The organism is Pseudomonas asturiensis (assembly GCF_900143095.1).
GTDB classification, from domain to species: domain Bacteria; phylum Pseudomonadota; class Gammaproteobacteria; order Pseudomonadales; family Pseudomonadaceae; genus Aquipseudomonas; species Aquipseudomonas asturiensis.
Window position 1 is genome coordinate 118,707 of the sequence record NZ_FRDA01000011.1, and the last position, 25,592, is coordinate 144,298.

22 protein-coding genes are annotated in these 25,592 nt (G+C 59.2%); 8 read left to right on the forward strand and 14 right to left on the reverse strand.

Annotated features, from left to right (window positions below):
- Window positions 1-35 precede the first annotated feature (35 nt).
- The 3 genes from BUB69_RS19010 to BUB69_RS19020 form a co-directional block, all read right to left on the reverse strand.
- Complete coding sequence (locus BUB69_RS19010; protein ID WP_073169541.1) at window positions 36-1,472, reverse strand: DUF5011/hyalin repeat domain-containing protein; 1,437 nt, start codon at window positions 1,470-1,472, stop codon at window positions 36-38.
- Window positions 1,473-1,699: 227 nt separating this feature from the next.
- Window positions 1,700-4,021, reverse strand: a complete 2,322-nt coding sequence (locus BUB69_RS19015; RefSeq protein WP_073169433.1) for an autotransporter outer membrane beta-barrel domain-containing protein — start codon at window positions 4,019-4,021, stop codon at window positions 1,700-1,702.
- Window positions 4,022-4,385: 364 nt separating this feature from the next.
- Window positions 4,386-6,440, reverse strand: a complete 2,055-nt coding sequence (locus tag BUB69_RS19020) for a hypothetical protein (protein ID WP_175561782.1) — start codon at window positions 6,438-6,440, stop codon at window positions 4,386-4,388.
- Between the two features lie 306 nt (window positions 6,441-6,746).
- On the opposite strand from BUB69_RS19020, the gene BUB69_RS19025 reads away from it, so the two are divergent.
- The 3 genes from BUB69_RS19025 (at window position 6,747) to xopAW (ending at window position 9,431) form a co-directional block, all read left to right on the forward strand.
- On the forward strand, window positions 6,747-7,496 hold the full coding sequence (locus BUB69_RS19025; protein ID WP_073169435.1) for a response regulator: 750 nt from the start codon (window positions 6,747-6,749) through the stop codon (window positions 7,494-7,496).
- On the forward strand, window positions 7,493-8,554 hold the full coding sequence (locus BUB69_RS19030; protein ID WP_073169437.1) for a sensor histidine kinase: 1,062 nt from the start codon (window positions 7,493-7,495) through the stop codon (window positions 8,552-8,554). Before BUB69_RS19025 ends, BUB69_RS19030 begins: the two co-directional genes overlap by 4 nt.
- A gap of 115 nt (window positions 8,555-8,669) precedes the next feature.
- Window positions 8,670-9,431, forward strand: coding sequence for a XopAW family type III secretion system calcium-binding effector (gene xopAW, locus BUB69_RS19035; protein WP_073169439.1), 762 nt, complete (start codon window positions 8,670-8,672; stop codon window positions 9,429-9,431).
- A gap of 705 nt (window positions 9,432-10,136) precedes the next feature.
- On the opposite strand, the gene BUB69_RS19040 is transcribed toward xopAW, so the two are convergent.
- The 9 genes from BUB69_RS19040 to BUB69_RS19080 all read right to left on the reverse strand — a co-directional run bounded on the left by BUB69_RS19040 (window position 10,137) and on the right by BUB69_RS19080 (window position 16,869).
- On the reverse strand, window positions 10,137-11,177 hold the full coding sequence (locus BUB69_RS19040) for an AI-2E family transporter (protein WP_073169441.1): 1,041 nt from the start codon (window positions 11,175-11,177) through the stop codon (window positions 10,137-10,139).
- A gap of 91 nt (window positions 11,178-11,268) precedes the next feature.
- Complete coding sequence (locus BUB69_RS19045; RefSeq protein ID WP_073169443.1) at window positions 11,269-12,093, reverse strand: DUF4892 domain-containing protein; 825 nt, start codon at window positions 12,091-12,093, stop codon at window positions 11,269-11,271.
- Window positions 12,094-12,220: 127 nt separating this feature from the next.
- Window positions 12,221-13,075, reverse strand: coding sequence for an alpha/beta hydrolase (locus tag BUB69_RS19050; protein ID WP_073169445.1), 855 nt, complete (start codon window positions 13,073-13,075; stop codon window positions 12,221-12,223).
- A complete protein-coding gene (locus tag BUB69_RS19055; RefSeq protein ID WP_073169447.1) occupies window positions 13,072-13,893 on the reverse strand; it encodes an alpha/beta fold hydrolase in 822 nt (273 codons plus the stop codon). Before BUB69_RS19055 ends, BUB69_RS19050 begins: the two co-directional genes overlap by 4 nt.
- A gap of 136 nt (window positions 13,894-14,029) precedes the next feature.
- On the reverse strand, window positions 14,030-14,386 hold the full coding sequence (locus BUB69_RS19060; RefSeq protein ID WP_175561784.1) for a hypothetical protein: 357 nt from the start codon (window positions 14,384-14,386) through the stop codon (window positions 14,030-14,032).
- Between the two features lie 121 nt (window positions 14,387-14,507).
- The gene (locus BUB69_RS19065; protein ID WP_073169449.1) at window positions 14,508-14,951 is read right to left on the reverse strand and encodes a hotdog fold thioesterase; all 444 of its coding nucleotides are present in this window, start codon (window positions 14,949-14,951) and stop codon (window positions 14,508-14,510) included.
- A 70-nt stretch (window positions 14,952-15,021) separates the two neighbouring features.
- Window positions 15,022-15,477, reverse strand: coding sequence for a phosphohistidine phosphatase SixA (sixA, locus tag BUB69_RS19070; RefSeq protein WP_073169451.1), 456 nt, complete (start codon window positions 15,475-15,477; stop codon window positions 15,022-15,024).
- Window positions 15,474-15,818, reverse strand: coding sequence for a DUF4389 domain-containing protein (locus BUB69_RS19075; protein ID WP_073169452.1), 345 nt, complete (start codon window positions 15,816-15,818; stop codon window positions 15,474-15,476). Before BUB69_RS19075 ends, sixA begins: the two co-directional genes overlap by 4 nt.
- 25 nt (window positions 15,819-15,843) lie before the next feature.
- Window positions 15,844-16,869, reverse strand: a complete 1,026-nt coding sequence (locus tag BUB69_RS19080; protein WP_073169455.1) for an NAD(P)H-dependent glycerol-3-phosphate dehydrogenase — start codon at window positions 16,867-16,869, stop codon at window positions 15,844-15,846.
- A gap of 308 nt (window positions 16,870-17,177) precedes the next feature.
- Between BUB69_RS19080 and BUB69_RS19085 the strand changes: the two genes are divergently transcribed.
- From BUB69_RS19085 to BUB69_RS19100, 4 genes are all read left to right on the forward strand, one after another.
- Complete coding sequence (locus BUB69_RS19085; RefSeq protein ID WP_073169457.1) at window positions 17,178-19,103, forward strand: response regulator; 1,926 nt, start codon at window positions 17,178-17,180, stop codon at window positions 19,101-19,103.
- Between the two features lie 220 nt (window positions 19,104-19,323).
- Entirely contained in the window at window positions 19,324-19,839 is a 516-nt protein-coding gene (gene fabA / locus BUB69_RS19090; protein WP_024686114.1) for a 3-hydroxyacyl-[acyl-carrier-protein] dehydratase FabA, read from the forward strand.
- Between the two features lie 10 nt (window positions 19,840-19,849).
- Window positions 19,850-21,067 carry a beta-ketoacyl-ACP synthase I gene (gene fabB / locus BUB69_RS19095; RefSeq protein ID WP_073169459.1) on the forward strand — a complete coding sequence of 406 codons (1,218 nt, stop codon included), beginning with the start codon at window positions 19,850-19,852 and terminating at the stop codon, window positions 21,065-21,067.
- Window positions 21,068-21,309: 242 nt separating this feature from the next.
- Window positions 21,310-22,161, forward strand: a complete 852-nt coding sequence (locus tag BUB69_RS19100) for a pirin family protein (protein WP_073169461.1) — start codon at window positions 21,310-21,312, stop codon at window positions 22,159-22,161.
- A gap of 13 nt (window positions 22,162-22,174) precedes the next feature.
- On the opposite strand, the gene BUB69_RS19105 is transcribed toward BUB69_RS19100, so the two are convergent.
- Window positions 22,175-22,903 carry a dienelactone hydrolase family protein gene (locus BUB69_RS19105; protein ID WP_073169463.1) on the reverse strand — a complete coding sequence of 243 codons (729 nt, stop codon included), beginning with the start codon at window positions 22,901-22,903 and terminating at the stop codon, window positions 22,175-22,177.
- Window positions 22,904-22,994: 91 nt separating this feature from the next.
- The gene (gene htpG / locus BUB69_RS19110) at window positions 22,995-24,902 is read right to left on the reverse strand and encodes a molecular chaperone HtpG (protein WP_073169547.1); all 1,908 of its coding nucleotides are present in this window, start codon (window positions 24,900-24,902) and stop codon (window positions 22,995-22,997) included.
- Window positions 24,903-25,250: 348 nt separating this feature from the next.
- On the opposite strand from htpG, the gene BUB69_RS19115 reads away from it, so the two are divergent.
- The gene (locus BUB69_RS19115; protein WP_073169465.1) at window positions 25,251-25,523 is read left to right on the forward strand and encodes a hypothetical protein; all 273 of its coding nucleotides are present in this window, start codon (window positions 25,251-25,253) and stop codon (window positions 25,521-25,523) included.
- Window positions 25,524-25,592: the final 69 nt, after the last annotated feature.

The following is a 25,592-nucleotide window of genomic DNA, read 5'->3' on the forward strand; positions in this document are numbered from 1 at the left end:
GCGCAGACTCATTGTCTGCGCAACCTGGGTCATGATCAGCTCTCCAGCTTCGGTTGCAAGGAAGGAAATATCTGCCAACTGAGCTTCTCGTCAAAGCTTACCCGCACCCTGACCTCAATTTCCCGACCGATCTTGAAGCGCTGCAGATCGACCTTGGTAATGTTGCCGACATCAATGATCTGGGCCACCTGCGGCACTCGATATTCCTTCAACACCTGGATCACCACCGGCCTGTCTGCGTCGTCCGAGCCTCGAACTTCGATATTGATGAACTGGTCAGTCCCCATGAGGAACCACTTCTGAAGGGTGAAACTGGCCTTGCCTCCGTCGGCGATGCTCCCAAGCTTCAGCGACCCGCCCGAGACCTTGTCACATTGCACGACAGGAAACCCGGTAACGTTCAAGACATTGAGCGTATGCCTGGCTGAGCGGTGAGGGGTTTCAACTCCGCTTTCGAATACCTCGTAGTACACAGGTATCGAATCGCCGAAATGCTGGGCGATGCGTGTAGACGGCACCGTGACCACTCGCGCCTCTGCTTTTTCAGTGCGGTAGGAACCCACGCTATCAGGCTCGGCCCATTGCACGCAGAGCGTCTCGCCCGGAAGAATGACGGCGTCGTCAGGCACCCTCACCGTGACGCCGCGCGTAGCGTTCACCGGATCGAGCGTACTGGAGCTTGCCGAACCCGACGCTTCATCCACTTTCGGCGGCGGCAGCACACGGGGAACGGGTTGAGCCGCCACCAGAAGTTCCACAGCCTGAGAATGCGGGCTAAGGTTACCGGCTCGATCACTGAGGGTGTAACAGGCATACCGCTTGCCGTCCTTGCGCGCCAGGATCATCTCGCCGTCAAACACCAGATCCGTGGCCTTGCCTGCTTCGTCCCGCTCTAGCGTCTTGGTTGACACCACATCGCTGTCGGGGATGTCGATGGGGCTTTCACTCCAGTACCACGTCACCACGTCCCCTGCCTTACCGCGGAGGTACGCTGGCATTACGCCTATAAGCTTACCGTCATGTGCGGACAGATACTGCGCCGTCACATTGACGGTATCGAACTGGAGTTGACCATTATTGTCGCCCAACACAGGCATGACCTCGTCCACCGTGACGACTCGGTTCGACGATGTGTTCATGTTGCCGTCAGAGTTGCTCACAGAGTAGTGCAGCGCGTACACACCGTGGATCAGATAGTCTACGGGCACCTCGAAAAACAGGTCCTGCTCTGGAATGGAGGGAATATCGCCGCGCCATGTACGAGTGTAGATCAATGTTTGATCCCAGAATGCCTCCAGATAAACCTCAACACCTGGGTTCGGCGTGTGCTCCCAGACAGGCACTTGCACCCTGAGCGCAGAGGTCAATTCTGCAGCAGGTAGCAAACCCGTTTCATCCCACCGGGCATCGTCATCCATCAGTACAGCAACGACAGGTGGCTTAAGGTCTTGCTTCGTATTGAATTCAGTCATTTTTCTAGTCTCTCGGCCAGGTTTCATCGTGCGACGAAACCGGAATCAGTCCCTGGATATCCTGATTTACTACTTGGATGCGCTGAATTAAAACTGGCAAGTCTGCTAGGCCCTGTACGAAAAACCGGCGAGCGAAGTCACTGTTCGTGCAGCGCTTGAGTCGTGCCCATGAAAAAGGGGAAGACCGGTGGCCTTCCCCTTCGAAACAACTGACGCTTCTGCTCAAATCACCAGTTGTACCTGAGTCCTACGTTGGCACCCCAGGGTTGCTCGATCCTGCTGCCGTTGCTGTATTCGAAGTCCACATGCGCCTCCAGTAGGTCGGAAAAGGCAACCGCGACACCGGTGCCGACTTCACCACGAGCGCCAGACAGGTTGTTGTCGAAGCGGTTTTCATTGATCTTCACTTCGTTGTGCTTGACGAACTCATGCGCCAGCGCAACCCGCACGTAAGGCTGCACCGTCCGCCCCTGACCCAGATCAAAATTGCGTCCGCTCGTGACACCGACCTTGCCCAGCAGCGAGCGTGTCGGATCACCCTCGGCGCGCATGCCGTTGTCCAGCGTGTAGTCCTTGCCTTCGATGTACGCCCCGATCAGTTGGGCGTAAGGCTCGACGTAGTAGCTGTTATCCAGTTTGAGGTGACGCCCGAACTCGACCGACGCACCTACACCGGAATTGCTGTAGTCACCTTTGGTGCGCGTGCCATCGCTGAGGTTGACCCGGGCCTTGTTCTGAAAGCGGTTGAGCTTGACCACACCGTCCAGGTAGTAGCCGCTCTCGCTGTCCAGCCAGGTGCTATAGGCACCCACGTAATAACTGTCGACCTTGCCGTTGGCCCCGCGATCCAGACTCAGGTCGGACGTGCTCTGTCCCGCCATTACACCTGCCAGCCACTGCCCGTTTGCAGTCGGTATGTTGCCGTCCGCGCCGAGGGCCGTTCCTTGCTGGACTTGTTTGTAGCCGAAGCCGGAGGCATTCGCCACGTTGAATTTATTGCCATAGGTCCGCATCCAGACACCCGAGCGACCACCATTGACGCGCAACTCACCCATGCGCGTACGCAGGTTGCTCAACTCGCCGTACCAGACGGTGGGCGCGGCGTTGAACAGGGCCAGGATTGTCTGAGGCGCAGGGCCGATGGTGCGGGTGGTAGCATCCAGATACCAGTCGTTCTCATCTTTCTTGATCAGATCATAGGACCAGGTGCCCAGATCCACGCGCCCGCCGACCAGCGAGAAGCTCGCATCGCCGGCTTCAGCGTGCACCACATGCAGGCTGGTGTCGGTGGTCGGATCGCTGCCGGTGCTGCCGATCAACAGCTGGTGGCTGCCTGTCGCATTGCCGGTGATGTCGATGTAATCGGTTTGTGCTGCACCGAAGTCCACGTCCATCTTGAAGGTGCCGCTGCCCGACAGGTTGGCGACCGACAAGGTGTAAAACGCGGCAGGATCTCCAAGCAGGACAACGCCTCCGTTTATCGTGAGGTTCTCGACGCTGGCGTTATCGACCATCGTCCACTGCGAGCCGTTGTTGATGATCACACCGCGTGTATTCTCAAGCCGACCGGTCAACAGAGAGCCGTTGTCCAGCTGCACAGTGGCCGTACCGCCGGACTCGGCCACGACATCGCCGGTGAAGCTGCTCTGACTCAGATTGAGGGTGGCCGTGCTGCTCGCGTCGACCTGTACGTTCCCGGTGATATGGCTGGCATTGACATTAAGGGTGGCGTCCGCCCCGCCAGCGCTTTCCAGGATATTGCCGTTGCCGCCGGTCAGGGTGGAGCCGTTATTCACATTGATCACAGCGATGGGCAACGAGTTGGTCGGGCTCGATGGCGCGACGCGTATGGCGGCCCCTTTCTCCCCCGTCACATGGCTGCCGTCGAGGGTCAATGAGGCTTCCTGGTAAACCTGCTCCCCGACGATCAGTACGCCATTGACGGTACCGGTTAAACTGCTGCCGCCGCTGGCCTCGGCCACCCCCGCAACGAGTCTCAGGCCCAGGCCGTTGGCACCATTCCCCACCAGATGCGAGTTGTGCAGATCAAGCTGGCTGAAGTGCGTCACCAAGGCACCGTTGGTGATGCCGGTGCTGGTGCTGTCAGTGAGGGACACCGTTGACCCGAAGGTATTTTGTGGCTGCCTGACGACCGACAGACCGCTGCCCGTGCTGTTGACCAGTGTGCTGCCGACGATCGTTCCCTGACTTTCATTGAACGTCAGGCCTTTTCTGACCGTTGACCCCGCCATGGTCAGCGACGCACCGAGCGACAGATCCGCAGAGTCGATTGCAGAACCTGCGGCCATCGTCAGGGTGGACGTCTGTACGCTTACCGAACCGTGCTGGGTACCGCTTTTCACGTTCAACGTTCCCCCATCGGTCACGATGTAGTTATTGGCAGCGGAGAATTGATCAATGTTCAGAACACCTTTCACTGGAATATTGGCACCCAGTGCGGTGTGGCTGAATAGAGCGACAGGCAGAAGTGATGCAAGACTGATCGCGAACGATAAAGGGCGAAGCATAACCGGATCTGAAATCGACATGGATAAACATCCTTGGGCCAAGGGGTCGGGCCAGAAATGCGCCACGCACTTCCAGCCATGCCCGTCATGAGTGAGCGGCCGCGCAGACTACAGACTTGCACCTCAAACTCATGCAGGACCAATCCGATGTTTTCGTAGGATGATTCCCACATAACGCCGATCGGGTTTAAGTGTAAAACCTTGGGGGAAGGGCGACAGATCGATTGGCACTATAAGCGACCTGCTTAGTTGAACCTGGCAGGCTGAAACGTTAGAGCCGTAGCGCTCGATACACCCTTCAGTCGAGCCAGGAACAGGCAATGCCTGCCGAAACAGAGATCAGGCATTGCCCTGCTCGAAGTCAGTGAGTTAACGACAATCAATGTCAGGAGCAATCTCCGGGAAATGCCGGAGTACAAAGAGACGGGCCAGCGCCAAACAATCGCGTCACGATGACCAGCGTTGAATGGGTACCGGTCTGACCGGACGCTTTGGTCAATACGTACGTCACGCGACCACTGCCACGGGTCACGATGGGCTCGACATGAATATCGTAAGGCACCGTGACGATAAAGCCATTATTGACCTGGTCATCATTAAGGTTACGGACGGTCTCCGTATAGTCTGTTCCATCGATAGCGGTGTTACCTTGCGCATCCTCGTAACCCCGCCAACTGACCGTCACTGAATCACCGACCGCAAAGTTGACGGGATCACCCGGAATCCGGGCTTTGATGCCGTCCCATGGCTTCGAGCAGCAATTGATAATGGGTGTAGTGGGGTTACCGGGATACCTGTCCGGAAACTCCACATCAGCCAGCCCTATCGCATCGACAATTCTGACATCCACTTCGGTGCGGACAGACTCCTGCTCGTTGGTCCCATTCCAGGTACTGTAATAAACAGGCAGTTTTTCGCTGTAACCCCCTTCCCGGATCCTGTCCCAAGGCACGTTAAAGACAACCGGATCGGCTGGTGGATTCGTGACCGCCACTTCATCAACATAAGATGGCAGCGCGCCCCAATACAAACGCAGAAATTGCCCGTCCACTACCGGATTGGGCGTTAATTGCGCCTGTGCATCCTGATCCTTGTCGGCTGGCCCGAGCACGTTATCCACTGGCGAGGCTTCCCGGCTCTTGACGACTACCCGCGGCAGCTTGTCGTTGATCGGATCAGGCCCCGCAGGATCCGGATCAGGGTCAGGATCAATGCCTGCCACCGAGAAATCCACCGCGATATCGATCTCTGGCGAGCGCGTCCTCGCAAGTCCTCGCACCACGCTGTAGCTCACTTTGAAGGTGCGCGCATCCAGTTCCCCGCCTTCCGATAACGTGGGCCAGTCAACGAAGATCGACATCGGAAAGCTCGAGAGCGGCACCGCGGGCACCGTGGTGTTTTCCCAGTTGACCTCGATAAGGTCACCAGGCTGCGGATTGTCATAGCCGGGCGCTGGAATTTCCAGGTATACGTTCAGACGCGCATCAGCGCGGTCTATCAGACCATCGTCCGCCAAAGGCACCGTCGGGGCTACCAGGTTTTCCGCCAGCGGATTAAGATCGACATGGATCTCTTGCCACTGAGAGGGCTGCCCGAGGTTGCCGGTTCGATCCACGTAGCGATACAGCACGGCAATCAGACCCTGCGTGAGCTTCTTGATTTCGTCAGAGGCAAGGCCCACGACCGGGCGGGCGGCTCCCGGCAGGGCTGCGTCCTCTGTCACAGTCAAGCTTGCAACGGGGTCCACCGGATCCGGCTCCTGTTTCGTGCCAACCGGGCCCCAGTACAACAGGATCTCATCACCTGCCGTGATATCGCTGGAACGAGGAATCTTCACGTCTACTGATGCGTGAGAGTTCAGATACGCCAGCGTCAGGCCGTTATCGATGATTTCCTGTGGCAACTCGGGGTATGGACCAGCGACTCCGCCGTTTGGCGGCAGGTGATCGACACTGAGTGAGCGAGGTGAAGAAGCGTTGGTGTTGCCATCTCCATTGGTGTGTTTGTATAAAAATTTATAAACACCTTCATCCTTGATTTGCTCGGCCGTTATCACATATTCGCGAAGTTTATCCTCGACCGGATCGGGAAGCACCACGTGAGCCAGCTGGACATCATCCATCACGAAATAAAGTTCTTCGCCCGGGTTCAATGCCAAGGAATTTGGAACCCTGATCGTCAAGTCGTTCCCCCACTGCGTTTTGGGCCACAGGTTTCTGTCATCGCCAGGGATAGCTCCGAGCACGCCGTTCAACTCAGGTGCATCTGGCGTCGGATCCGGGTCTTGGCGGGCGCGCTCGAGGCGTTTTTTTCGAAAGGCCTGCCGGGTTTGCTCGGCTGCACTAGGGGTGGATCTGGATGTAGTCATCAATGCTTCTCCCTGACGGTGGCCCACCGGACCGATGGGCAATAACACATGGGCCTGAACGGAGGTGCGCATGGCCGATCAGGCGTCCGGTCGCGAGCAACGTGGCAGTTGTGCGTCCGTGCAGACACTATTTAACGTGCGGGAGCGCTGCGGCCGATACTGCCAGAACTGCTAGGCTCTATACGAAAAGTCGGCGAGCGAAGGTCGCAATCCTGAATCGCAGCACAGGTTATGTATCAATACCGATACATTCACGACATGCCCGGGACATTCAAACGCAGCACCCTTTCGCCGCGCCTCCCGGCGAAGTAGCATGCCCGGAGGCTTGATCTTCAACAGCGGCCAGTGATGGCGGCATCACCAGGCGGCAGACGTACCATGCAGGCATTTCCCGACAGCACCTCCGAAACGAGCTCGACCGAGCAGCGCTGGGCCGTGCGCGCCCTGATCGTCGATGACGACGTGGCGATCCGTGAGCTGCTGTGCGATTACCTGACGCGCTTCAACATTCAGGCACAGGGCGTGACCGACGGCGCCCAGATGCGCCAGGCCCTGAGCGACCAGACCTTCGACGTGGTGGTGCTGGACCTGATGCTCCCCGGCGAAGACGGTTTGTCCCTGTGCCGCTGGTTGCGCAGCACCTCGGACATCCCGATCCTGATGCTGACGGCGCGCTGCGAACCGACCGACCGCATCATCGGCCTGGAACTGGGTGCCGATGACTACATGGCCAAACCCTTCGAACCCCGCGAACTGGTAGCCCGTATCCAGACCGTCCTGCGCCGGGTACGCGATGAACGCAGCGATCAACGCAGCACCCTTCGGTTCAACACCTGGCGGTTGAACAGCGTGCTGCGCCAGTTGATCGCGCCCGACGGCCTTGTCGTGCCGCTGTCTAACGCCGAGTTTCGTCTGCTGCGGGTCTTTCTCGAACGTCCTCATCGCGTGCTGAGTCGCGAGCAATTGCTGGATGCCGCCCGTGGCCGCTCGATCGAGGCCTTCGACCGCAGCATCGACCTGCTGGTCTCGCGCTTGCGCCAGAAGCTGGGCGACGACCCGAAGAACCCGCAAATGATCAAGACCGTACGCGGCGAAGGCTATCTGTTCGATGCCAGGGACATGGGGTGATTCGCAGGTTCGATACGCTCTTCGCGCGGCTGTTCGGTGGGGCGTTACTGGCCATCCTGCTCGCGCATATGCTGGCGTTCATCTGGTTCATGAATTACGGCATGCACCCCATGCCGCCTCCGCCCGGGCCCGAATTCTCATCCGGGCAGGATCACCGCCCACCTGATGGTTCGAACGGCCAACAACACAGGCCGCCACCCAGACCACCACTGTTGGGCGGTCCGGTGGTCCCGCTGATTTTTCAATTCATCACCCTGATTATAGCCGCCTGGTACGGTGCCAAAGCGCTCAGCCGCCCGGTGCAGCGCTTGAGCGACGCGGCCGAACGCCTGAGCGAAAACCTCGACAGCCCGCCGCTGGAAATCTCCGGCCCGCGCGAGGCACGCCAGGCCGCGCAGACCTTCAACCTGATGCAGCACAAGCTGCGAGAGCAGATGCAGCAACGCGGACGCATGCTCGCAGCCGTCTCCCATGACCTGCGTACGCCCCTGTCACGGCTCAAACTGCGCGTCGAACAGATTCAGGAACCCAGGCTCCACGGGCAGATGACCCAGGACCTCAATGACATGATCAGCATGCTCGACGCGACCCTGGCGTACCTCAACGAACACCGCAGGACCGAATTGCTTCAGCATCTGGATTTACAGGCGCTGATCGAATCACAGGCCGAAAACGCCCAGGATAACGGCGACGATGTTCAATACGAGGGCCAGTGCAAGCCGCTGAAGACCCAGCCGATGGCGCTGCGCTCGTGCTTGCAGAACCTGGTCGACAACGCCTTGCGCTACGCCGGCAGCGCCCGGATTTTGATCGAGGACAGCGCTGATCGGGTCAAGGTTTCGGTCATCGATCACGGACCCGGCATCGCGCCGGAACTGCATGAAAGCGTGTTCGAGCCGTTCTACCGGCTGGAAGGCTCGCGCAATCGTAACTCCGGTGGCGTCGGCATGGGCATGACCATTGCCCGCGAAGCGGCGCGACGAATCGGTGGCGAGCTGACGCTTGAACAGACCCCCGGCGGTGGCCTGACGGCCGTACTGCATCTGCCTCGTCATTAAACAGCGGCGTATCGGCCTCGTTACACATCTCACATCCCCTCGACAAACGCTGCCCTGAGGCTGCATGCACCGGCACACCGTTGCCGGTCATCGTCATCTCAGAGGAGTGAGCGCAATGATCAACGGGATCGGCAGCAGCGGGTTTTCCAGCTATACCAGCACGAGCAGCGCGACATCGGGCACCGCCAGCAAGAAGTTTCAGGAAGAGCTGTTGGCAAAACTGGACACGGATGGCGACGGCAGCATCGGCAATAACGAGCTGAGCACGGCTCTGTCGAGCAACAGCAAGGACGGCATCACTGTCAGCCTCAGCCAGGCCTTCAGCGACCTGGACAGCAACGATGATGACAGCCTGGATGCCGATGAACTGGCCGCCATGGCACCGCCTCCACCGCCCGCCAGGCCGTCGACCGAAGACCTGGCGCAAGACCTGCTTGGCTCTCTGGACAGTGACGGCGACGGTGCCATCAGCAGCGAAGAGCTGACCACCGGCCTGACCAACGCAGGCAGCAGTGCGAGCAGCAGTGAAGTCTTCGATGCGCTGGACACCAACAAGGACGGCACCGTCAGCCTCGATGAGCTGACCGCCAGCCTGCAACAACAGCAACCGCCTGCTGGCCCGCCACCGGCGCAGATGAATGCCGCCAGCAGCACCGACAGTGCCACCCTGTTCAGCGCGCTGGACACCGACAGCGACGCCAGCATCAGCGCCACTGAACTGGCCTCTGCGCTGAAACAAAGTGACAGCAACAGCGAACAGACCCAGGCCAATCAAGTCACCGCCCAGGCCCTGAGCAAGATGATCGCCGCGCTGGGTGAGCGCTATGACACGCAAGGCAGTAAGCCGGTCGGGCAGTATCTCGATACGGCGGCGTGATAACGGGGCCGTCGCCATGCATATAAGCGGCGGCAACCTAACTAAATCTTCCGCTGCTAAAAGCTCAATATTGCCAGTCATTACGCACATCACAAGAACCGTTAGAGCAAATAGTTACACCTCCTTATCCAGCCAAAAATAAATAGACTAACCGTCTATCCTTGGAGACTGAGCACTTTTAACTCAAACAACATAAAATAAAATCAGGCATCGCGCCCATGCGCGGCCGCTCAACAAAACCAATGCGAGAATATGGAAATGAACAACAAACTACGGATGACATTATACGCAGCAGCGCTTTCTGCTCTGAGCGGTGTAAGCTACGCCGGATGTGACATGCAAAGCTTCCAAAGATCACCCGCGAGTAATAAATGCACTTACCTCAATACGCTCCCTTGGGGGGAAGGACAGTGCCGTGTAATTGCTACATGCTTGACAGGCAGTAGGGGGCCCGCAGAGCCAAATTACACTAACTCGCAGGATGTCGCTTATAGCAGAACCGAAGACCTAATAGTTCCTAACAACTGGGTAGAATATCTGAACTGGTCTCAAGGAGGAAAAATTATAGGCCCATAGTTTAAAATCATACGTCACAGCGCCAACTGGATAAAATCCGGTTGGCGCGCATGCAACGAGATGTAGGAATACGCGCCTCGAAAGAATTCAACTTAACGTAGTTCTTTGCCTGCGCGTACGATGAACCGCCTATGCATGGCGACGCTGCCCCACCCAATCCGTCAACAGACTATAAGCCACCGCCAATAACGTCGGCCCGATGAACAGGCCGATGAAGCCGAACGCCAGCAGCCCGCCAAAAACACCCAGCAGCACAATCACCAAAGGCAGGTTGCCGCCACGGCTGATCAGGTATGGCTTGAGCACGTTATCCACGCCACTGATGATGAACATGCCCCAGATGCCGAGAAACACGGCCATGCCATATTCGCCCTGCCAGACCAGCCAGGCGGTGGCGGGCAACCACACCAGTGGCGGGCCCATCGGGATCAGGCTGAACAGGAACGTCAGAATACCCAGCACCAGCGCACCGGGAATCCCCGCGATGAGGAAGCCGATCAGCGCCAGAACCGCCTGGGCTGCGGCAGTGCCGATCACGCCGTTGACCACCCGCTGCACCGTACCGGCGACCAGATCCAGATAATACTGGGCACGATCCCCGATCAGACGCTCCAGCAGGCTGAGTACGAAGGCTGCCAGACGCGGTCCGTCGCGGTAGAAGAAGAACGCGAAAACGATACTCAGGGTCAATTCGAGGATGCCGCCGCCGATCTGCGCACTGCGCGCCAACAGCCAGTTGCCGACTTCGCCCAGATAGGGTTTGACCGTGGCCATGAAGGCCGCGCCCTGCTGATCGATGGTGGTCCAGAACCCGACCAGCCGCTCGCCCACGAACGGAATGCCCGCCAGCCACGCCGGCGGATCAGGCAGGCCATCGACCTGGACGTCCCTGACAAAGGCTGTGGCGTCACGCACATGATCGGCCAGATTGAAACCCAGCCACACCAGTGGCGCTGCTACCAGCAACAGCCAGCACAGGCTCATGACCAGCGCAGCCAGCGACTCGCGCCCTTTGAACCAGCGCGTCAACAGGCGCATCAGCGGCCAGCTGGCAAAGGCCAGCACCGCGCCCCAGACCAGCGCTGACCAGAACGGCGCCATCACCCACAGGCAAGCGCCGAACAGGGCCAGCAGCAGGATCTGAACCAGTAGACGATCGTTGTTGAACATGAAGGGCCTGCAAAAAAGAATCGGAAGTGGCGAGCATAAAGACGAACACGGCTGGCGTCAGCCGTATTCGCCCTGGACGGGGAGCAGAACGCTAGCGAATCACCTCGATGGACAGGCCTTTTTTATCGGCACTGCCGGTCTCCAGCCGTGCCGCACGCACGCCCTTGGCGATCAGGGCATCGCGCCAGGCCGCTGCGCTGGCACCGGACACCGTCGTGCGCAGGGAGCTGTCGAGGTTCAGCCCACGGGAAATCAATGTCACCCAGGCGTCCTGAGGTTCGCCGCTCAGCCTTGGCAAATCGAGTTTGCCGGTGCTCTTGAGCTGACGCAGCAAGGTGGCCGAGGTGGGAAGCACATCGCCCAGCGGCGCGCCGGATTCGAACTGCTCGACGTGCAGATAGGCGCGGCGATTGCCACGCGTGATGCTGTAAAGCGCAACCAGCGTGTCAGTGTCGGCAAGGCGTAACAGCAGGTAGGCCTGCCGGTCGTCAGCGCCATACAGCTTGGCATTGCCGAACACTTCGTTGGCCCACAGGCTGCTCTCGCCACAGTCACGTGCCTGGCACCAGAACAGCAGCTCGGCGCCTTGCTGTTGCAGGGCTTCGCGCGCAGCGGTGAAGGCGTCGTCGGAAGAATGTTCGGCAGGCAACTGGTAAGTGACCGAGGTCAGATTGCCCCGCGCACTGACCTGACCATCGAAGCGCAGCTGGCCACTGATCTTGCGGATCGAGCCCATGGGGTAGACGCGTTCGAGTTCGGCGCGGGGACGGTAGTCGACGATTTCCGTATCTGCCAGACGCGGCAGGATCTGCAGGTCCTGACTACCCGGCAGATCGGCGGCACCGACCATGGCGCTGAATATCGATGCCCAGAGTGCAACGAATGGAACACTGGATACACGCATGAGTGCTCTCATTGGCAGACAGACAGAAAGAAGGCGTAGGTGGCAGTGCCGGCAAGGCAATCAGGCAAGGTGGTGGGTTGGTCCATCGTGGTTGGCTCCTGTTTCAACCCACTCAGCGTCGGCAGTTGCCGACCGCAAGTCAAGAAGCAGCGAAAAAGCGATTGAAACAGCGTGCAACAGCGAACGCGCCCTCCTCGTCATCCAGGTGCAGATGGTGCCCGCCTGGCAGGGTCTCGATCGCAAAAGGCAGCGCATCCATCACGTCGTGTTTTTTTGCCAGCATGCCTTCGCGGGCAATGACCAGTTGTGTCGGACAGCGCACATTATTGACGAATGCCATCGCCTGCTGATGAGTCAGGCGTGTCGTCGAAGGCAAGGTCAATCGGCTGTCGCTGCGCCAGGTGTACCCGCCCGGCACGGGCATCAGCCCACGCTGCGCCAGCAATTCGGCGGCTTCCCGGCTGACCGCAACCACACCTTTCATGCGCGCCTGAATGGCCCGATCCTGATCCTGATACACCGGCTTTTTCTTGTTCGGCAATGCCAGTTGCGCCTGCAACGCAGTCCCCATGCGTTCGGCGGCAGCGTCGGCATCGCCCGTCAGTGGAATCAGACCGTCTATCAGCGCCAAGTGCGTGACACGCTCAGGCAGCGCACCTGCCAGCATGACCGAAATGATCGCGCCCAGCGAATGACCGAGCAGCGCGAATCGTGACCAGCCCAATTGTTCGGCGACCTGCAGCACGTCGTAGGCATAATCGGCCAGTGCGTAGGACGCGCCAGGCGGGCGATGATCGGAATGGCCATGCCCCGCCAGGTCGAGCGCCACGATGCGCAGCCCCTCCAGTCGGGGCGCCAGTCGCGCAAAACTGTTGGCGTTATCCAGCCAGCCATGCAGCGCAATGACCGGCGTGCCCTGCTCGGGGCCGAACAGGTGCGCCGCCAGCTCGATATGCCCAAGACTCAGGCGCACTTCCTCGACCGGACACTTCATGCCGGGGTGTTCTGTGCGTGACGTGTCGCGCTGCGGGCATCCCAGCGCATGAACAGTGATTTGAGCAACTGCGCCGTTTCATCCGGCCGCTCCAGTGGAAACATGTGCCCTCCCGGCATCGACAGGTATTCGCCTTCACGCATGCGTCTGGCCAGATAGCCATGGTGCGGCATGATCACACGGCTGTGCTTGCCACGCACCATTGCCAGCGGCACCTTGAGCTGCCTCGAAGGTATGGGACTGGTGTGCGGAATACTGCGATAGATGCTGATCTCGGTGGCGGGATCGAAGCGCAGGCGCAACTGCTCGCCATCCGCTTGCAGGCCATGTTGCAGGTACGCATCCAGGCATTCGGGGTCGAAACGGCGAAACAGTGTTTTGCTGGCGAAATAGGCGCGGGCCGACTCAAGATCAGCAAACGCCTCGCGACGTCCCAGCGTTCGACCGGCAGGCGTGATGCGGTCAATGAACCCGAGGCGCTTGGCCACGCGAATGAACAACTGGTCGGCCAGGCCCAGCACCGGTGAATCGAGCATCACCACGCCGCGGTACAACTCAGGGCAACGCAACGCCGCATGCAGATGCAGAACGCCGCCCAGTGAATGCCCTACGCCCCACACCGGGCCATCCTGCCCGCGCAGATGGTGAATCAGCTCATCGACCAGATTCAGCCAGTTGTCGTCCACCGGAAAACGCGGATCATGGGCATGCTGTTCCAGATGCGCGACGGCATACTCGGGCGCCAGCGCAGCGAACAGCTTGCCGTAGGTTGCTGAGGGAAAGCCATTGGCGTGGGCGAAGAACACGGGCTGGGGCATGCCGATACACTCAAGGGCCGGACGAGTAGCGATTGTGCGCACCAGGCCAGATGCACGGCAATGATTGTAACTGCCATCGAAGGTGTCACTCCGGCCATCGCACAGCGACCATGCCATGGCCGGGGCAAGTCATGCATCACAACGACTGAGTAAATCGATCAAGCGACGCCTTTATATACGCCACCTGAAACTCATAGGACTGCTTGACCAACGCCTTCACATCAGCGGTGGGTCTGGCTCTTTTGATATCGAGCATTCCCAGCTGCATGGCTTGCACCGTCACATCCGCCATCTGCTGGAAAAGCCCGATGCAGCCATTGCCGGGCAGTTGTTTGATCAATTGCGTGAAGAGCCTGTCGGCATCGTCACGAAGTGCCATAAACTCGGTATTGGTCAGCATTTTGTCTGAGTAGATGTCCTGCAGTCGCTTTTCCAGGTTCATTTCGGGCAGTTTGGGTGCAGCAGGTTCAGTGGAACTCTGTTTGTCAGTCATCGGTAATCCTCCTCGCATGCATGCTCTTTTCAGGGCACACCCCGACACTAGGACACAACATCAAAGCCTTACAACGCCCAAACTGGAACAACGCGCGCCGCTTTAATAGCCAACGCCCCACTCAGCGAGCAGGCGGCTCCTGGCCATGCGGCACCACCGCGACGGTCAGTCGCGAGATACAGCTCAACTTGCCCTCGTCAGTCGTGATTCGAATATCCCAGACGTGGGTGGTACGACCGATATGCACAGGCCGCACAACACCGGTGACACGTCCTGAACGCACGCCGCGCAGGTGGTTGGCGTTGACCTCAAGCCCTACGCAGAAGAATTTGCTCGAATCGACCAACAGGTAGCTGGCCATTGAACCCAGCGACTCGGCAAGCACCACCGACGCCCCGCCGTGCAGCAGGCCGAACGGTTGATGGGTGCGCTGATCGACCACCATGCTGGCGGTCAGGGAGTCCTCGGTGAACGACTCGAAGCGGATATCCAGCACTTCGCCGATGGTGTTCTTCTGCGCCTTCATCAGGGCGTCGATATCAGGTGTTACACGCCATACACTCATGCTCAATCCTTTTTTATGGTGGGGTGACGCTGGTTGCTCACACGGCAAGCGCCCGCCAGTGCGGGCCCGCTCAGACGTGGCGAATACTGTTGAGGTTCATGCCGCCCGCGATCAGGTGCTCGCCTTCAAGCTCGGCAAGACTGGCAGTGCTCATCGGTTCGGCCTGCTGATAACTGCCGTAAACCAATAGCCCGATCAGCGCACCGACCAGCGGCTGATGGCTGACCAGCAGGACTTCGTCAACGTCCAGCGCTTCCAGATGGGCCAGTACCTGGCGCGGGTCGCTGTCGGGTGTCAGCCAGGGCACGGTCACGGTCGGCTTATCGAAGCCAAGCGACCTGTGCACCAGCTCGGCGGTCTGCTGAGCACGGACGTAAGGGCTGGCGAGCAGTTTCTGCAACGGCTTGTCGCTCAGGTGGACAGCACTCTTGAGCACTTCCTCCCGACCGTGGGCAGTCAACTCGCGTTCGGCATCGCTGCGCGCCCGGGATTGGGCTTCGCCATGGCGCAACACCCAGATCTTCATAGTTTCGGCTCCTCGTCACGCACCGGATGCGGTGCAGGCGCAACGTAATGCGCCGCTTCGCCATCCGGCGCACGCGGCGTTGGCCAGTCGGCGAACGGCCAGGGCTTCTGGTCCGTGTGGAAGGTGCCGAAGCGACCAATCTGCGCCAGAAACTGGCTCAGACTGTCGCCGAAGTTCATCAGGGTGCCGCTCGGCGCACCGTAGATCAGGCGATAGCCCAGTTGCACCAGCACCACGCCTGCCAGCACCACTTCAGCGACCTGCCAGACAATGACGAACAGCAGCATCCAGAGGATGCGCAGCAGGATGGATTCGTTCTTCTGGGTGTTCGACTCGTTCAAGACCCTTCTCCCGGATGAGGTGGTTTCAATTGAAGCCTGTGATTGAGATGAAATCGACGTCCGTCTTGGGTTCGGCGCGCATCAGCGCTTCGATCACCTGATTGAGCGTACGACCTTCGAAAAGAATGGCATGCAGGCCCGCGACCAATGGCATGTAAACCTGAACTTCCTGGGCTTTGACCTTCAGCACCTTGAGGGTGTTCACCCCTTCTGCGACCTCGCCCAGGCGCGTTACCGCCTCATCCAGGGTCAGGCCCTGCCCCAGCGCAAAACCGACCTGGTAATTGCGGCTTTTCGGGGAGGAGCACGTCACGATCAGGTCGCCCACACCCGCCAGCCCGAGGAAGGTCATCGGGTTGGCGCCCTGGGCCACCGCAAAGCGGGTCATCTCGGCCAGCGCACGTGTGATCAGCATGCTTTTGGTGTTCTCGCCCATTTCCAGCGCCACCGCCATGCCGGCAATGATCGCGTAGACGTTTTTCAAGGCGCCCCCCAGCTCGACACCAAACCGGTCGGCGCTGGCATACACACGGAAGGTACGGCCGTGCAAAACGGCCTGCACCTGCTGACACAACGCCTCGTCTTCGCTGGCGACCACGGTGGCGGTCAGTGCGTGCTCGGCAATTTCACGTGCCAGATTGGGTCCGGACAGCACGCCGATGCGCGCCTGAGGCACGATTTCCTCAAGGATCTGGCTCATCAGTTTGAACGTCTGCGCCTCGATACCTTTGGTCAGGCTCACCAGCATCTTGCCGTTCAGGCATTCGACATGCGGCGATAGCACGCTGCGCAACGCACTGGATGGCAAGGCGACAAAAATCAGCTCACTGCCTTCCAGTGTCGCGGCAAGGTCAGTCACCGGCTCGACTTCCGGCCGGACCTTGATGCCCTTGAGGTAGCGCGGGTTTTCACGATTGACGCGGATGGCCTCTGCCTGCTCGGGATCACGCATCCATTGGCGAACCGGATGACCGTTTTCGGCCAGAAGATTTGCAATGGCAGTGCCAAAGCTGCCGCCTCCAAGAACCGCTACAGGCTGCTGCGTGGTCATAAATCAATCCATCCTGGGCCACTGATTGGCGATGTCGGCATTATACGGAGCGCCACGGCATCGGCCAGCGCCAAACACGTCAGACCCGCCTTCATCGTGGCCATGCCCCGCGCCAGCACCTGCCCATATAAATAAGTTGTCTGGAAACCCGGCCCATGTCGGTTAACATGCGCACACAGCATGCATTATCGTGATGGTCGACGCCCTGGCGCAGGCGCACGCAGATGCTTTGACAAGGATCAGGGACGTACAGGCATGGAAGCATCGATCGAGTGCCAGGGGCATGCCCCTGCCACCAGTGGCAGCCGATGAAGTTTCGTCACTGGGACATCAATACCCGCACCCAGGCCATCAGCCTCGGCCCGGCCCTGTTGCTGACGGTACTGCTGATCGGTTTCTTTACCTTCGTGCGTATCCAGGACCTGCGTCAGGAGCTCAATCATACGGGGCAACTGATCGCCAATCAGTTGGCGCCCGCTGCCGAGCCCGGTCTTTCGATTGGCGACACCGAAGGCCTGAAAGGCCTCATGCGGGCCACACTGTCGATGCCCGGTGTGCGCTATGTCGAAATTCAGGACAGCTCGAACACTGCGCTGGTCTATATCGATCAACCTCGTGAAAACGAACACGCGGTGCGGCAGATGGAAATGTTCCAGGCGCCTGTCCGCGCCCAGCACATGATCACCCGAAGCACGCAGCCAGACGTTCTACAATCCCCGGACGCCCCTTCGCCACGTTATCTGGGCCGAGTGCTGGTGGGCATGTCCAGCGAGGCGTTCAGCCGTCGTCAGCAGGAAATCCTCCTCAAGGCCGCCATCCTGGCCTTATGTGCACTGCTGTTCACCTTTCTGCTGGCCAGACGTCTGGCCCTGAGCCTGTCCCGCCCTATCAGTGACATGGGCGAAGCCCTCAAGGCGATCCAGAAAGGTGACTACAGGACGCCGCTTCCGGTCAGTGACGACGCCGAACTCGGCGCACTCGCAAGGCACATCAATAACCTGGCCCAGAACCTGGACAAGGCCAGCCTGGAGCAGCAGCGCTCCATGGCGCAGCTCATCCAGACCCGCGAGGAGGCAGAGCAGGCCAACCGCGCGAAGTCCGACTTTCTGGCGATGATGAGCCATGAATTGCGCACGCCCATGAACGGTGTACTGGGCATGCTGCAACTGCTGGAGACCACGCGCATGACCGACGAGCAAAGCGAATATGCCGCGCTCGCCACCGAGTCCACCGAGCACTTGCTGCGCGTCATTAACGACATTCTGGATTTCTCTCGTATCGAACGTGACGCGCTGCAGATGGAGGGCATTGCCTTTAACCTGGCGGAACTGATCAACGCCTCGACCCACGCGTTCAATCACAACGCGCAGCAACGCAACCTGAAGCTCAATCTTTATATACAGCCGGGCCTGGAGTCGTTCAACGTGATGGGAGACCCGACCCGGATTCGCCAGATTCTGGTGAACCTGATCGGCAACGCACTCAAATTCACCGAGCAAGGCAGTGTCTGCGTGGAGGCTGGCTGGGTCCTGCTCGACGCCGATCATCTGCGGTTCACCTGCACGGTCCAGGACAGCGGTATCGGGATTCATGCCGACCAGCTGGAATCGATGTTCGACGCCTTCCATCAAGCCGACAGCTCCATTTCCAGACGCTACGGCGGCACTGGTCTGGGCCTGCCCATCGCCCGTACGCTCGCCGAGCGCATGGGCGGAACGTTGCAGGCGCAGAGCGAGGAAGGTGCCGGCTCGCTGTTTACCTTGCAGATTCCGTTGCCCGTGGCCCCACAACAGCCCGCCGACATTCGACAACCGCTGTACGCCCTCGATACCCCCGACAAGGAACTGAACGTATTGCTGGTCGAAGACAATCCGGTGAACCGCACGGTGGTCCAGGCCATGCTGCATAACATGGGCTGTGAGGTGGAAGTGGCAGTCGACGGCGCCCAGGCAGTGGCGATGGCCAGCATCAGGCGCTACGCACTGATTCTCATGGACTGCCGACTGCCGGTGATGGACGGCTATGAAGCCACTCGCCGGATTCGCTCACTGTCGGGGCTGGACAGCGTGCCCATCATCGCCCTGACGGCCAATGCCTTGCAGGGCGATCGAGACGCCTGTTTACAGGCGGGCATGGATGACTACCTCGCCAAACCCTTCAAACATGCTGATTTACAGCAGATTTTGCGACGCTGGCTATTCTTTCGGGCACCCGCGACTGGCGATAAATGCTAAATTGCGGCAGTCTTGACGCCGTGATCGACCCGAAGCGTCGGTCGAACTGCAAAATTCAGTGCACAGGTGTACTTTGATTTAACCTGTGCTGTGACTTTCACCACAACGCAACAGTCTATGAGTAGGCTGCCGGACATGGTCCTGGCGAATTAGTCCGCCAGGACTGGCGTTTGGGCCAGTGGCGCCCCAACCTGCCGCACAAGATCATTGAGGAGCTCGCATGACCAAACAACACGCCTTTACCCGGGAAGACCTGCTGCGCTGCAGTCGTGGCGAGCTGTTCGGCCCAGGTAACGCGCAACTGCCCGCCCCCAACATGCTGATGGTTGATCGCATTACGCACATCAGCGAAGAAGGCGGCAAGTTCGGCAAGGGTGAGTTGGTCGCCGAACTGGATATCAACCCGGACCTGTGGTTCTTTGCCTGCCATTTCGAAGGCGATCCGGTGATGCCTGGCTGCCTGGGCCTTGATGCCATGTGGCAACTGGTCGGGTTTTACCTCGGCTGGCAAGGCAACCCTGGCCGCGGACGCGCCCTGGGTTCGGGCGAAGTGAAGTTTTTCGGCCAGGTCCTCCCGACCGCCAAGAAAGTCACCTATAACATTCATATCAAACGCACCATGCGCGGCAAACTGGTCCTGGCAATCGCCGACGGCACCGTGAGCGTTGATGGTCGCGAAATCTACAGTGCCGAAGGTCTTCGTGTCGGTCTGTTCACCTCCACTGAAAACTTCTAAGGGTAATCGCATGCGCCGCGTCGTTATCACTGGTCTGGGTATTGTTTCCTGCTTGGGCAATGACAAAGACACCGTCACCGCTAACCTGCGTGCCAACCGCCCTGGCATCCGCTTCAAACCGGATTATGCCGAAATGGGTCTGCGCAGCCAGGTTGCCGGCTCCATCGACCTCAACCTTGAAGAACTGATCGATCGCAAGATTTACCGTTTCGTCGGCCACGCGGCAGCCTATGCCTATCTGGCCATGAAAGACGCCATCGCAGACGCCGGCCTGACCGACGAGCAGGTTTCCAACGTGCGAACCGGCCTGATCGCTGGCAGCGGCGGCGCTTCGACACTGAACCAGATGGAAGCGCTGGATATCCTGCGTGAAAAAGGCGTCAAGCGCGTCGGCCCTTACCGCGTTACGCGGACCATGGGCAGCACCGTTTCCGCGTGCCTGGCCACCCCGTTCAAGATCAAGGGCGTGAACTACTCCATCTCGTCCGCCTGCGCTACCAGCGCCCACTGCATCGGCAACGCTGTCGAGCAGATCCAGCTGGGCAAACAGGACATCGTTTTCGCCGGCGGCGGTGAAGAAGAGCACTGGAGCCAGTCGTTCCTGTTCGACGCCATGGGCGCGCTGTCCACCCAGTACAACGAAACCCCTGAAAAGGCTTCCCGTGCCTACGACGCCAAGCGTGACGGTTTCGTCATCGCCGGTGGCGGCGGTATGGTGGTGGTCGAAGAGCTGGAACACGCTCTGGCCCGTGGCGCCAAGATCTACGCGGAAATCGTCGGCTACGGCGCGACGTCCGATGGGTACGACATGGTCGCGCCAAGTGGCGAAGGCGCCATCCGCTGCATGCAGATGGCCTTGTCCACGGTTGAAGGTCCTATCGACTACCTCAACACCCACGGCACCTCGACCCCGGTCGGTGATGAGATGGAAATGAACGGTGTGCGTGCAGTCTTCGGCGACAACGCACCGGCGATCAGCTCCACCAAGAGCCTGTCGGGTCACTCCCTGGGCGCCGCTGGCGTGCATGAAGCGATCTACTGCCTGCTGATGATGGAAAACAACTTCATCGCAGGCTCGGCCAACATCGACGAGCTGGACCCGAAAGTCGCTGACATGCCTATCCTGCTCAAGACGCAGGAAAACGCAAAGATCGACCAGGTCATGAGCAACAGCTTCGGCTTCGGTGGCACCAACGCCACTCTGGTTCTGAAGCGCTATCAGGCGTAACAACCAGCCTGTGCAAGACTGAAAAGGCGCCTTTCGAGGCGCCTTTTCTGTTTTAAACCTCAAACACCGGAGCGTCGTGGGAGCGAGCTTGCTCGCGAAAGAGCCAGCGCTGACGCCATAGCCTGTATGACGCGCACCATTGCCTTCGTAAGACACACACACGTTCGTTTGCTGACATTCATCCCTCGCCCTCCCCGCGCTATGCTTCCAGCCAACCCTGACCCACCGTGGAGACCCGAATCATGCTGACCATCACCCCACGCGCTGAAACGGTGGAAGGCCAGCCGATCCTGCGCCCCCTGCCCTCGGCACGCTGCCGCAGTGTCGGGCCGTTCGTGTTTTTCGACCATATGCTTGAGATGGATTACCCGCCAGGCACGGGCATGGATATCCGCCAGCATCCGCACATCGGCCTGTCGACGCTGACGTATCTGCTGGAAGGCGAACTGCAGCACAAGGACAGCCTGGGCAGTGATCAGTGCGTCAAGGCAGGAGACGTGAGCTGGATGACGTCAGGCGCAGCCATTGCCCATATCGAGCGTACGCCCGAGCCCCTTAGAATCAGCGGCTCGCGCCTGCATGGCCTGCAAGTCTGGCTGGCATCACCCCGTGAACACGAGCAAGGCCCAGGCCATTACCGCCATCACCCTGCACACAGCCTTCCGCAGAGCGACAGCATGGGCATTTTCATCCGCATGCTTGCCGGTCACGGCTTCGGGCTGCAATCGCCCGTAAAGGTGCTCTCAGACACGCTGTACGCCGAAATACGCCTGCAGACTGCTACAACCCTGGCGATTCCGGCAGAGCATCAGGAGCGCGCGCTTTACGTTCTCAAGGGCGAAGCTTCACTGGACGGCCTACCGATTGCGCCCCGCACACTGGTCGTGCTGGAACCGGGCGTCATTCTGAACCTGTGCGCAGAGAGCGAATGTCACGCCGTGCTGATAGGCGGCGCACCTCTGGACGGGCCACGCCGCATGAACTGGAACTTCGTGGCCAGCGATCCGGCGCTCATAGAAAACGCGCGAAATCGCTGGGCCTCAGGCGACTGGCCGACCGTTGCGGGAGAGTCCGGCCGGATCGAGTTACCCTGAACGTCAGAACGGCCTAGTTGAACACTTCGCTCAACAGATCGTGCATGGACTTGAAGGCGCGATTCGCCACCTTCGCGTCGTACATCATCTTGCCCGGCACATTGGCATGCGGGTCAGTGAACGAATGGAATGCACCGCCGTGGTTATGCAATTGCCAATCGACGCCGGCTGCATTCATCTCGGCCTCGAACGCCAACAGCTGCTCATGAGGCACCATCGGGTCGGATGCGCCGTTCAGAACCAGCACCGAGCCTTTGATGTTGCCGGCATCGGCAGGGTTAGGCGTATCCAGCGTGCCGTGGAAGGAAACGGCCGCCTTGAGGTCAGCGCCGCTGCGTGCCAGTTCCAGCGCGCAGCAACCGCCGAAGCAGAAACCAAAGGCCGCGATGCGGTTGGCATCCAGCGAGACACCCGCCTGACTGAGCAACAGATCCAGCCCGGCCTGCATGCGCTTGCGCAGCAACGCACGGTCGTTCTTCAGAGGCATCATCGCCTCGCCTGCTTCATCGCCATTGCTCGGGCGAATGCTCTGGCCATAAAGGTCGACCAGCAGCACCACATAACCCTGTTCGGCCACGGCCCTGGCGATGTTTTCAGCGTCGTCGCTAACGCCCATCCAGTTGGGAGCCATCAACAGGCCCGGGCGGGACGAGGTCACGTTTGCGTCATACACAAGACGACTCTCATAAGGCTGGCCATCAATCTGGTGCGCTACGGGACGTACAGTAATCTTGCTGCTCATCGCTGACTCCTGATGATTTGAAAGGTGAGAAATACAGCTGTGAAAGATCAAACAAAAAACCCGCCGAAGCGGGTTTTCTGTCATTCGGTCATCAAACCGACAGCTCAACCAGCAACTTGTTCAGACGGCGAACGTAAGCGGCCGGATCCTTGAGGCTGTCGCCAGCGGCCAGCGCAGCCTGATCGAACAGGATGTGCGACAGGTCGCCAAAACGCTCTTCGCTCTGTTCGGTGTCCAGCTTGCCGATCAGCGGGTGAGCCGGGTTAAATTCGAAGATCGGCTTGGAATCCGGAACCTTCTGACCGCTGGCTTCCAGAATCTGGCGCATCTGCAGGCCCATGTCCTGCTCACCAATGGCCAGAATCGCTGGAGAATCGGTCAAACGGTGCGAAACACGCACTTCGCTGACCGATTCGCCCAAGGCAGCCTTGATACGCTCGATCAGGCCTTCCTTGTCCTTGGCAATCTCTTCCTGCGCCTTCTTGTCTTCTTCGGAATCAAGCTTGCCCAGATCCAGATCACCACGCGCCACGTCGACAAAGCCTTTGCCGTCGAAGTCGCTCAAGTAGCTCATCAGCCATTCGTCGATACGGTCGGTCAGCAGCAGCACTTCGATGCCTTTCTTGCGGAAGACTTCAAGGTGCGGGCTGTTCTTGACCTGCGCCCAGGATTCGCCGGTCAGGTAGTAGATCTTGTCCTGACCTTCCTTGGCGCGCGCCAGGTATTCGGCCAGCGATACGCTCTGCTCGCCGCTTTCGTCGGACGTCGAAGCGAAGCGCAGCAGACCTGCGATCTTCTCCTTGTTGGCGAAGTCTTCAGCCGGACCTTCCTTGAGGACCTGACCGAAGTTTTTCCAGAAGCCCTTGTACTGCTCGGGTTCGTTCTTCGCCAGTTTCTCCAGCATGTCCAGCACACGCTTGGTCAGCGCCGACTTCATCGAATCGATGATAGGGTCTTTCTGCAGGATCTCGCGGGACACGTTCAACGACAGGTCATTGGAGTCGACCACGCCCTTGACGAAGCGCATGTACAGCGGCAGGAACGACTCGGCCTGATCCATGACGAACACGCGCTGCACGTACAGCTTCAAACCACGCGGTGCTTCACGCTGATACAGGTCGAACGGTGCCCGGGCTGGCACGTACAGCAGCGAGGTGTACTCCAGCTTGCCTTCGACCTTGTTGTGGCTCCAGCTCAGCGCGTTCTCGTAATCGTGGGCGATGTGCTTGTAGAACTCCTGATACTCCTCGTCCTTCACCTCGGAACGGGAACGGGTCCACAGAGCACTGGCGCGGTTGACGGTTTCCCACTCAAGCGCCGGAGCCTCTTCGCCTTCGGCCGCAGGCGCCTGCTCTTTGGGCAACTCGATAGGCAGCGCGATGTGGTCGGAGTATTTCTTGATGATGTTACGCAGACGGTAGCCGTCGGCAAACTCGTCTTCGCCGTCCTTGAGGTGCAGGACAATGCGCGTACCGCGTTCGGCCTTGTCCAGGGTCGCGACTTCGAACTCGCCTTCACCCCTGGACGACCAGTGCACGCCTTCGCTGGCAGGCAGGTCAGCGCGACGGCTGAACACTTCAACCTGATTGGCGACGATGAACGCCGAATAGAAACCGACGCCGAACTGACCGATCAGGTGCGAATCCTTCTTCTGGTCGCCCGAGAGGTTTTTCATGAAATCAGCGGTGCCGGATTTCGCGATGGTACCCAGGTGGGTGATCACATCGTCACGGCTCATACCAATGCCGTTGTCTTCGAGCGTGACGGTCTTGGCGTCCTTGTCAAAGCTCACGCGAATCTTCAGGTCAGCGCCGTCTTCCCGCAGCTCTGGCCTGGACAGCGCTTCGAAACGCAATTTGTCGACCGCGTCAGACGCGTTCGAGATCAATTCGCGAAGGAAAATTTCCTTGTTGGAATACAGCGAATGGATCATGAGGTGCAGCAGTTGCTTTACCTCGGTCTGGAAGCCCAGGGTTTCCTTTTGAGTTTCCACACTCATGGTCATCAAACTCCGATCTGGATGGCATAAGCCGCCACAGTGAGGCGTGAGCCTGTGCGGCAGCGGGTAGTCATCAAAGTGGGGGCTGGGCAGAGGATTTCAAGGGCAGAAAAAATCAATCACCCTTCACCTGCCCTCATTTCGTCCGGGAGATGGGCAATGTGTTTCACGAGGACAACTGTTTACCGAGGGGCGATGACAGCACGAGCAAGCCGTCCCATCGGGGTTGTATCAGTAAAATGTAACACCGCTAAAACAGCCCCCCGAAACAATCTCTCCATACGTTGGAACTTAATATCCAAGGGGGTGCTCTTAGCCACGTGGATACTCAATAAGGAGAAATACCCCATGCGTAAATCTTTAGCCTATGCCTTGATGCTTTCTGCCACTCTGGGTCTTGCCGCCTGTGACAAAAAGTCTGAAAACACTCAGCAAGATGCCAACAAAGCAGCTCAACAATCCCAGGAGTCGATGGAGAAGGCTCAGGAAAAAGTGAACGATGCTGCCAAGGAAAGCCAGGAAGCTGCTCAGAAGAACGCAGAAGCAGCTCAGCAGCGTGCAGCAGAAAACGCCAACAAGGCTCCGGCCCCGGCGACTGAAGCCGCGCCAGCGACCAAATAAAGCCCCACGGCTTGCAGAACTATAAATAAAGCCCGCTCTTTGGCGGGCTTTATTGTGTGCGCTTTAAAA

Bases quoted from the DNA above. Each gene is read 5' to 3' on its own strand.
- BUB69_RS19080 (WP_073169455.1), bottom strand. From the start codon at position 16,869: ATGACCACGCAGCAGCCTGTAGCGGTTCTTGGAGGCGGCAGCTTTGGC.
- BUB69_RS19100 (WP_073169461.1), top strand. From the start codon at position 21,310: ATGCTGACCATCACCCCACGCGCTGAAACGGTGGAAGGCCAGCCGATC.
- BUB69_RS19015 (WP_073169433.1), bottom strand. From the start codon at position 4,021: ATGTCGATTTCAGATCCGGTTATGCTTCGCCCTTTATCGTTCGCGATC.
- BUB69_RS19065 (WP_073169449.1), bottom strand. From the start codon at position 14,951: ATGAGTGTATGGCGTGTAACACCTGATATCGACGCCCTGATGAAGGCG.
- BUB69_RS19105 (WP_073169463.1), bottom strand. From the start codon at position 22,903: ATGAGCAGCAAGATTACTGTACGTCCCGTAGCGCACCAGATTGATGGC.
- sixA (WP_073169451.1), bottom strand. From the start codon at position 15,477: ATGAAGATCTGGGTGTTGCGCCATGGCGAAGCCCAATCCCGGGCGCGC.
- BUB69_RS19085 (WP_073169457.1), top strand. From the start codon at position 17,178: ATGAAGTTTCGTCACTGGGACATCAATACCCGCACCCAGGCCATCAGC.
- BUB69_RS19010 (WP_073169541.1), bottom strand. From the start codon at position 1,472: ATGACTGAATTCAATACGAAGCAAGACCTTAAGCCACCTGTCGTTGCT.
- BUB69_RS19055 (WP_073169447.1), bottom strand. From the start codon at position 13,893: ATGCCCCAGCCCGTGTTCTTCGCCCACGCCAATGGCTTTCCCTCAGCA.
- BUB69_RS19020 (WP_175561782.1), bottom strand. From the start codon at position 6,440: ATGCGCACCTCCGTTCAGGCCCATGTGTTATTGCCCATCGGTCCGGTG.
- fabA (WP_024686114.1), top strand. From the start codon at position 19,324: ATGACCAAACAACACGCCTTTACCCGGGAAGACCTGCTGCGCTGCAGT.
- BUB69_RS19115 (WP_073169465.1), top strand. From the start codon at position 25,251: ATGCGTAAATCTTTAGCCTATGCCTTGATGCTTTCTGCCACTCTGGGT.
- BUB69_RS19040 (WP_073169441.1), bottom strand. From the start codon at position 11,177: ATGTTCAACAACGATCGTCTACTGGTTCAGATCCTGCTGCTGGCCCTG.
- htpG (WP_073169547.1), bottom strand. From the start codon at position 24,902: ATGAGTGTGGAAACTCAAAAGGAAACCCTGGGCTTCCAGACCGAGGTA.
- fabB (WP_073169459.1), top strand. From the start codon at position 19,850: ATGCGCCGCGTCGTTATCACTGGTCTGGGTATTGTTTCCTGCTTGGGC.
- BUB69_RS19025 (WP_073169435.1), top strand. From the start codon at position 6,747: ATGCAGGCATTTCCCGACAGCACCTCCGAAACGAGCTCGACCGAGCAG.
- BUB69_RS19060 (WP_175561784.1), bottom strand. From the start codon at position 14,386: ATGACTGACAAACAGAGTTCCACTGAACCTGCTGCACCCAAACTGCCC.
- BUB69_RS19050 (WP_073169445.1), bottom strand. From the start codon at position 13,075: ATGAAGTGTCCGGTCGAGGAAGTGCGCCTGAGTCTTGGGCATATCGAG.
- xopAW (WP_073169439.1), top strand. From the start codon at position 8,670: ATGATCAACGGGATCGGCAGCAGCGGGTTTTCCAGCTATACCAGCACG.
- BUB69_RS19045 (WP_073169443.1), bottom strand. From the start codon at position 12,093: ATGAGAGCACTCATGCGTGTATCCAGTGTTCCATTCGTTGCACTCTGG.